Source organism: Spiroplasma endosymbiont of Megaselia nigra, assembly GCF_003987485.1.
GTDB lineage: Bacteria > Bacillota_I > Bacilli_A > Mycoplasmatales > Mycoplasmataceae > Spiroplasma.
The window spans coordinates 1-7,772 of the sequence record NZ_RCOO01000054.1 but is presented as its reverse complement, the minus strand read 5'-3'; the positions used below and the strand labels follow the sequence as shown (position 1 = coordinate 7,772).

General features: G+C 26.2%; 7 protein-coding genes. 4 read left to right on the top strand and 3 right to left on the bottom strand.

Annotation, left to right across the window (positions count from 1 at the left end):
- Both D9R21_RS06985 and D9R21_RS03440 read left to right on the top strand, forming a co-directional pair.
- A partial coding sequence (locus D9R21_RS06985) for a hypothetical protein (protein WP_158613862.1) occupies positions 1-1,398 on the top strand: 1,398 nt, incomplete at its 5' end.
- Between the two features lie 3 nt (positions 1,399-1,401).
- On the top strand, positions 1,402-4,629 hold the full coding sequence (locus D9R21_RS03440; RefSeq protein ID WP_126821113.1) for a hypothetical protein: 3,228 nt from the start codon (positions 1,402-1,404) through the stop codon (positions 4,627-4,629).
- A 26-nt stretch (positions 4,630-4,655) separates the two neighbouring features.
- Here D9R21_RS03440 and D9R21_RS03435 read toward each other — a convergent pair whose 3' ends face one another.
- The 3 genes from D9R21_RS03435 to D9R21_RS03425 all read right to left on the bottom strand — a co-directional run bounded on the left by D9R21_RS03435 (position 4,656) and on the right by D9R21_RS03425 (position 6,542).
- On the bottom strand, positions 4,656-5,213 hold the full coding sequence (locus tag D9R21_RS03435; protein WP_126821112.1) for a lipoprotein: 558 nt from the start codon (positions 5,211-5,213) through the stop codon (positions 4,656-4,658).
- Positions 5,214-5,297: 84 nt separating this feature from the next.
- A complete protein-coding gene (locus D9R21_RS03430) occupies positions 5,298-6,059 on the bottom strand; it encodes a hypothetical protein (RefSeq protein ID WP_126821111.1) in 762 nt (253 codons plus the stop codon).
- 24 nt (positions 6,060-6,083) lie between these two features.
- Positions 6,084-6,542: a hypothetical protein gene (locus tag D9R21_RS03425; RefSeq protein ID WP_126821110.1), complete on the bottom strand. Its 459-nt coding sequence runs from the start codon at positions 6,540-6,542 to the stop codon at positions 6,084-6,086.
- A gap of 324 nt (positions 6,543-6,866) precedes the next feature.
- Here D9R21_RS03425 and D9R21_RS03420 point away from each other — a divergent pair, with 324 nt between their 5' ends.
- Together D9R21_RS03420 and D9R21_RS03415 are read left to right on the top strand one after the other, a co-directional pair.
- Positions 6,867-7,328: a hypothetical protein gene (locus tag D9R21_RS03420; RefSeq protein ID WP_126821109.1), complete on the top strand. Its 462-nt coding sequence runs from the start codon at positions 6,867-6,869 to the stop codon at positions 7,326-7,328.
- 15 nt (positions 7,329-7,343) lie between these two features.
- On the top strand, positions 7,344-7,772 hold a 429-nt coding region (locus D9R21_RS03415), incomplete at its 3' end, for a hypothetical protein (RefSeq protein WP_148108824.1).

The following is a 7,772-nucleotide window of genomic DNA, read 5'->3' as shown; positions in this document are numbered from 1 at the left end:
ATAACCATGAATAATACTTTCCCTAGTTTACCAAACTTAAATGATATTAATAGTGTTTTAAAATTTTATAATTATGATTGAACAATTAATTTAGCAAATGTTATTGCGTACCATCAAATGCGATTAGTAAATGGTAAAGATATATTATTTAAATCACACCGTAAAGATATATTAGAAAAACTAAATTGATGATATGAAACTTATAAAATAAAAGAAAAATTAGATAAAAATGAATTAACAGCAAGTTTAATGGGTAAAACTATCTTTGGTTTATTAGAAACTAGTGATGGCAATATTGATTTATGAATTAACCCATTTAACTTTACATCTCGTGTAAGTAAAATAAACGAAATTGAACAAGGTGCTGATATTTGATTAAATTATCATCAATCAGATAGTGGCTTTATTTTAAATTTAATTTGTACTAAAGATAAGATAATTATTAAGGGTTGGCCAAAAAATAATGAAGTAGTTGTTGGGCAAAGCAAAACAGAAATTAAAGATAATGTAAGACCTGTTTTAGTTCAAGAATTTAAAAATAAATTAGGTATAGTTCCTTTTTGGGAAATGATTAATGAACCTAATCCATTATTCTTATCTACGTCAACAACTTTAAACCCATTACCTACAATGGCAAATTGTTATAAATTACAATTTGATTTAGAAGATAGTTTTAATATTAAATCAAAAGAACGATGAGCAAATCGTACGCACTGATATGGAATATTAGATGATGATTTAATGACTGCCTATAACAAAGGCAATAAAAAAGTATTACAAGATGCTTTTGATGATATTTTTATTCAATCAGGTCAATCAGCAGTAGATGGTCAATTATCCCAATCTTTACAAGTAGTACAAGGTACACCAACCTTAGAAACATATACGGAAGACCAAAAATCAATTATTGAACAAGTATATTTAGCATGTCATTTTTCTAGTCCTTTTGGTGATAAATCAGATAATGATCAAAATAAAACACAGTCCTTATTAACTAAAACCAAAGATTTAGAAAAACAAGCATATTTACAATCATATCGTAAACAATATTATACTAAGATGTTTGATACTATTTTAAAATATTATGGTTTATGAGATGGTGCTGGTGAACGCCCTTATGGATTTGATTTTATTAGTGCTAGTTTAGTTGACCAAATGCGACAAAATGAATTAATTACTGCTAGATTAGATAATGGCACAATGGAGCCAATAAGAGCGATAACTGAATATGATAATATTGATGAATTAGAAGCAACCAAATATTTTCAAAAAATAGAACAATGACAAGATAAAATGCAAGCCAAAGAAATCGAACATAATAATAAATTACTAGAATATGATGAAACTGGTAATAATCAAAATGCCTTACAAGGTAGAACAGAAATTAAGGAGAATTAACAAATGAGTAGAATTAACCCCGGTGTTATGGAAGAATTAAGAAGACAAGCCCATGATACTTTAATAGATATTAGAGAAAATATAAGAGATAATCGTCATTGAATGGTATTTCCTTTTAATGTTTATAGTTCATATATTCCTGATACAGAAACAGGATGAAAACCTAATAATGCAAAGCCAAGTGATTATGGTAGTTATTCACGCATATTTGATAATATGGAAAGTACTATTGCTCAATGACAAGATAGTTTAAAAATAGTTCAAAAACATAAGGGTGAAGAAATTAAGTTATTAACGATTGATGATTTTAGTAAACAGCCAATTAATTCAACAATATGAGCAAACAATGAAACACCTTTTGCGATAAAATTAAAAGATGAAAATAATAATGTTTATTGAAAATTAATTGATGGTGAAAACATTTATGATATTAATAGAATGTTAGGATACTTAAAGCAATATAAATTAAGTTATTTTATTAATAATGATAATAAAGCAGATAACTTTTACACAAAAGAAGTTAAAGTTGGTAAATATTGAGATGCTTACATGATTGATGATAGAAGTTCAATTCAATTTGGTGAAGCTAAATTTGAACAAGTATTTACTCAGCAATCAACAGAAAGACAATATACTTTATTAATTTTAGATGAAGATGCTGAGAAATTAAATATTAATGATTATTATAATTTTTATACTGTATTTAATGACCGTGGATTAAATATTGGTGGTGGTGATATTAATTCTTCTCCACAAGATAGACAATGATTATATCCATCAAATGTTATTAATTATTATTCACCATATGATGGTAGTTTTTTATGACAAGAAATTACATTTTCAAGTATTAATGACAAAATTAGTAATAGTGGTTTATCAGTACGACAATTTATACAAACAAGTGCCCCAGGTGAAGGATATTGTTTTCCTAAAATAACTTATGATAAAAAATTAAATAAAGGTATTATTGAATTAGATGAGGTTTTATTAAAAGACCCAGGGGTTAGAGCAATGGCAGTTAAATTTTATGGTAACCCTATCTTTTTTGATATGCCTGTTATTGGTCGACCAATTATTAAAGGTCAATTTAATAAAAAAGTAATGAATTCAAGAGACTTATTAATGTATAATATGTTTCCTGCTCCACCTGATAAAATCAATACCTATGCATCACCCGAAGTAAGTTGATATAACATTCAAGGTATTCAACCAACAATGATAACTGGTTATGAAGATTGAAAAAAAGATATGGAAAGTAGATACGACTTTTGAAATCAAAAAAATAGCGAGGGAATTGTAATAACTGATAAAGCAAGTTCAACAGCAACTAATCCAACTGTTGGTACAACTATTAATGAAGAAGATAATAATTCTGAATTTTATTGATCTAAAAGTTGAAAAATAACACCACCAAATAAAGTAAAGGTAAATAGTGGTAATGTTGATAATATTATTAGTACACAAGCTTCATCTTATTTTAGAAGAAAAGATGAATTTGGTAATACAGTTGGTCAAGTTCAATTTGAATATAATAAAATGAGTTCATGTAATGTTTGAGATATTTTAAATATGAATAATTTTATTAATCGCCAAATTACCGTATTACCTTTAAACTATACGCAAAAGTTAATATTTAATCCTTTTACTATCCCAGGCGGAGTTGGTAAATTCTTAAATTTTATTTCATTTGGTATTCCATGAGGATGAGTTATTAATCAAGATAAAAAAACTTGACCTAATTTTCAATTTCTTAATGGTTTTATGAGTTCTAATGTTTATAGTTTTTATAATGATGCCTTTTGGTCTGAAAAATCAAAAGGAAAAGGTTATTTACCATTTGAAATATTTAGAGAACAAGGAAACGACAAAGTTGGTGCTATATTTGGTGCAAATGCTACTAGTTTAGGTTTTACTACTTTATTAACTGATAAAATGCAAGGAAATGTTTTAGAAAAAGATGGTAAACCAACTGAACGAATAACTTATTCAACTTATAATTTAAAACAATTAAATGAAAAAACTAACCGAGTTTATTTAATTAATGAAAAAACCAAAGCAGTAGATGCGCAAATACCAGTTATTGCTAGTGAAAAAGATAATGATTGCGAATTCTTACAAACACCTGATGGAACAAATTGTAGTTATATTATTGATATGTTTTCAATCCAAGCACTATATAAAGGTAATTTTGAAATTATTTTTTATGCTGATAACCCATATACCAATAATGAAGAATATTATTTACGCTTATCAGTATGGAGTTTTCGTGGAAAAACAAAAAGTGTTTTAAATAATTATTTACGTGATATGACAACTAATTATAAAACTAGTTTCTTACTACCACATGACTATGAAATACCAACATTTAATTACCCACAATATGTATTACCACCAGTGCCATATAACTATCAACCATATACACAAGATATTTGAGATGCTAATACGATTCAACCATTAAAAACTAAAATTACAGCACCAGCACAATGTACTAATACTCATTCAATAATTAGAGGAAATAATTTTTTTAATTTATTTAATAATAATTATTATGAAAGTTATTATGAGGTAGAAATTGATTTAAAACAAATTGACCCAACAATTCAAAGTATTGATAAATTTATTAGTTCTTATAAAACAATTGAAATAAGTAATCTTAGTAATTTACAAGTTAAATGTGCAGTTCCTAATATAGAAAATTTTATTCCTAATAGAAATATTAATATTTTAGGCGGTGTTGACGATTGTAAAAATAATTTTAAAACATTAACTGATGTAAGTTTACGTTCCGCGGGTCTATCACAAAGTGATAATATTAATTTTGATAATGTAATAACTTTATATACTGATAATATAAAAGTAAATAATATTCAAACTTTTGCTACTGCTTATACTAATAATTTAACAAAAGATTTGTATGAAAGTACTTATGAAGCTTATGGTGCTACTTTATTATTTTTATTACAAATAACATCATTATCTAATAAAGTTAATGATAAAATTAAAGAAACATATTTACAAGTATATTATACTAATGATGTAAAATTAAAAATTAGATTTTCAAAAGTGTTATATTTAGAATTATCACTAGCGTATCTTAATCATAGTACTATGAAGTTTTATAAATATTTTGGTAATAACAAAGACATTATAATAGATTTTTCTAATCCAAATGTTTTAGGAATTATAAATAAAAGTATTAACCCTGTTAAAATTACAATTAATCCAAGATAAATAAAAAGGAGATTAAACCCGCTCGCTTATTCTCCTTTAACTTTTATATTACCTTTATTATCAATAATTAAGTCGGGTTCTTGTTTATCTAATGAATCTCAACAATAAATTGATTTAAAAACTGTTTCACTATATGGTTGACTAAATTTTCAAGAAAATGAAGAATTTCATTGAACTGCTATATCTTTTGGAAATTTTACTTCTTTATTTTTAATTAAACCTCTTGTTTCCATAAGTATAAATAATTTTTCTACACCATCTTCATTAACAATTGTTCTTTTTCCATTTTCTTTTGATGTTTTTATATCATTTTTAAATTTTGTAATTCTTCAATTTTCACTTGAATTACTGTGTCATACTACATAATATCATTTATTATCAACAGTATTAAATGGTTTTTCTTGTGGTGTTATTCATTCTAAATTGTCTTTTATTTCTTGGTTAGCAGTATTTATTTTGTTTTTTTCTTTTAATTTTGCTAATTCTTCGTGGGTGTATTCTTGTGGTGTATTACAAGCAACTAAACTGGTTGTACTTGTTCCTATTAAAGTGATTGTTCCTAAAATAATTAATATTTTTTTCATGTATAAATCCTTTCTGTTTTTATAAATTTTTAATTTAATTAAAAATGGAAATAAGTTTTATTTCCATTTAATTACTTTTTAATTTTAACATTCTACTGCTGCAGCACCGGCAGCACCACTAATTGCACCTACTGCTGCCCCAGAAGCAGCTCCACCAAAAATAGTCCCCAAAAATCCAACTATACCTCCAAATATAGCACCAGCTATAGTACCAATACCTGGAATAACACTTCCTGCAAGAGCCCCTGCAACTGCTGAAGAAGCTCCAACAGTTACGGCTGAAGGAGATGATGTAATCGCACCTCCAACCGCTCCACCAACAGCACCATTTATAGCTGCTTTTGATACTTCAGAATTACAGTTATTTTTTGTTCTAATAATTTCACCTATTTTATTTTTATTTACATTATTTGTACCTAATTTTAATGCTAAAGCCACCGTTTTATTAGTAACTCACTGTATTTCCGATTGAGTTGCTTGTTCTGATTTAATATTATTTCATCACTGTTGATTACGTTCTTGTGCTAGTTGATTTACTCATTGTGTTAAACCCTGTTGTCATTCATTTTTTGAATTATTAAATGATTGTTGAGCTTGTAAGAAACGTTGTTGGGCTTGACTAAAGGCTGTATGATTTTGATTACTTTGAAAATCTTTACCCGCTCTTTGATATGCTAGTTCAGCATTGCGTCATTGTTGTGCAATTTGAATTCATTGAACTTCGCCCCATCTTTTATTACGCTTTAATATTTTTTCTTCTTGTTGATATGGTGCAGCAGCAATTACAGTAGGTATAGCACTACTTGTAATAGTAACTGTTCCTAATATACTTATTAATTTTTTCACGTTTATTTAACCTTCTTTCTTTATTTAATTAAGATAAATACTATTATTTGGGTTTTCACTATCTCAATATCCAATAGTATTTGTTTTAATAATAATTGATTGTTCTTGTTTTAAGTTTTTTCAAATTTCATGAAATTCAGAAAAATGTTCTCAAATGAAATTTGTCATTATTTTTATATCTTTTTTATTTATAGAACTACCAGCTCCACTATGATCTGATTTTGGTAAATTTGATATTAATACCATAGTTTGATTTAAAAATTCTGCCTTACTATCTGGCTCAAATTGATAAATAATTTTAAAGGCAGTATCTGATGATAATTTTAATTTTAATTCATCATGCTCTAAAAATTTATATCATTTTTCAAATACATCATTATTTTTGATAGTTTCTTCTTTTTGATAAGGACTAGCGGCAATTGTTGTTGGTATAGCACTGCCACTAATAGTTAATACACTTAATAAACTAAGTAATTTTTTCATACTTGTTTTTCTCCTTTTCTTAATCTTGAAACTTTTTATTTATCAAGATATAGCTGCATTATATATATATATATATATATATACAAGTATAAAATAGGATTATTTAATAAATTTATAAATTTATTATTCAAAATAACTTTTATTACACACTTTAAAATCTAAATTAACAACAAAATATATTAAGTTTAGTATTTGTGTACAGAATGTATTGCATTTGTGAACTATTAGTATATAATTAAAGTTATAGGTTTAATCTTTTACCGTTAAAAAAGAGTTTAGCTGACTTGTTAATCGGACAAGAATAAAAAAAGAGGAGTTTATAAAATGGCACTTACAAAAGAACAATTAATCGAACAAGGTTTAAGTGAAGAGATTGCTGAAAACATCTTAAATCAGTTTAATAATGAAGCAAAACAAATTAGAGAAAGTGTGCAAAAACGCGAAGATGTTATATCAAAAGAAGACTTTATTAAATTATCTAATGAATTAGATGAATTAAAAGCATTTAAAGATGTTCCATCTACTAAAATTGAAGATATTAAAACTAATTTAAATAAAGTTAGTGGTAATTCTTTAACTGAAAAAATGCAAACTTTAAAAGAATTAAAACCTGATTTGTTTGTTGAAGAACAACAATCAGTTTCGCCAACTAATTTAATTAAAGATATGATTGAAAAATCGGTTGAAAATAAAAATGATGAAATTGAAAGTATTAAAGAAAAAGGTGCATATACACCTGATGAAATAAAAAAATTAACTGATTATACACTTAAAAACCTTAGATAATAAGGGAGTGAAATTATGGCAACAATTAACTTGCCACAAGTACCTTTTACATTACAAGGTAATACAACAGGGCAAAAAGCCTATGTTGATATGGTTAATGCTTTATTGCGTGGACCTTTATATAATGAATATGCAAGTATTATGCAGTATGCAACAGCAACAGCTGAACAAGTTGCTTGATTACCAAATGCAGGACAAGCATTATATAATTTAACTCATCGTGTAGTATGACAAGATGATTATTCATTACCAAATGGTGGGACAACTCAAACAATGGGATTAACAAGAATTCCAGTTCCTATTGATAAAAGATTTAATTTAAAATTAATGAATGAAGCATTTGACTTAGCATTAATAGAACAAAATATTAAAAATGGTGTTATTGCTGATGCTATTTCTAGTGTTGTACAGAATAAATTTGTTAATTTAGAATGTGAATTAATT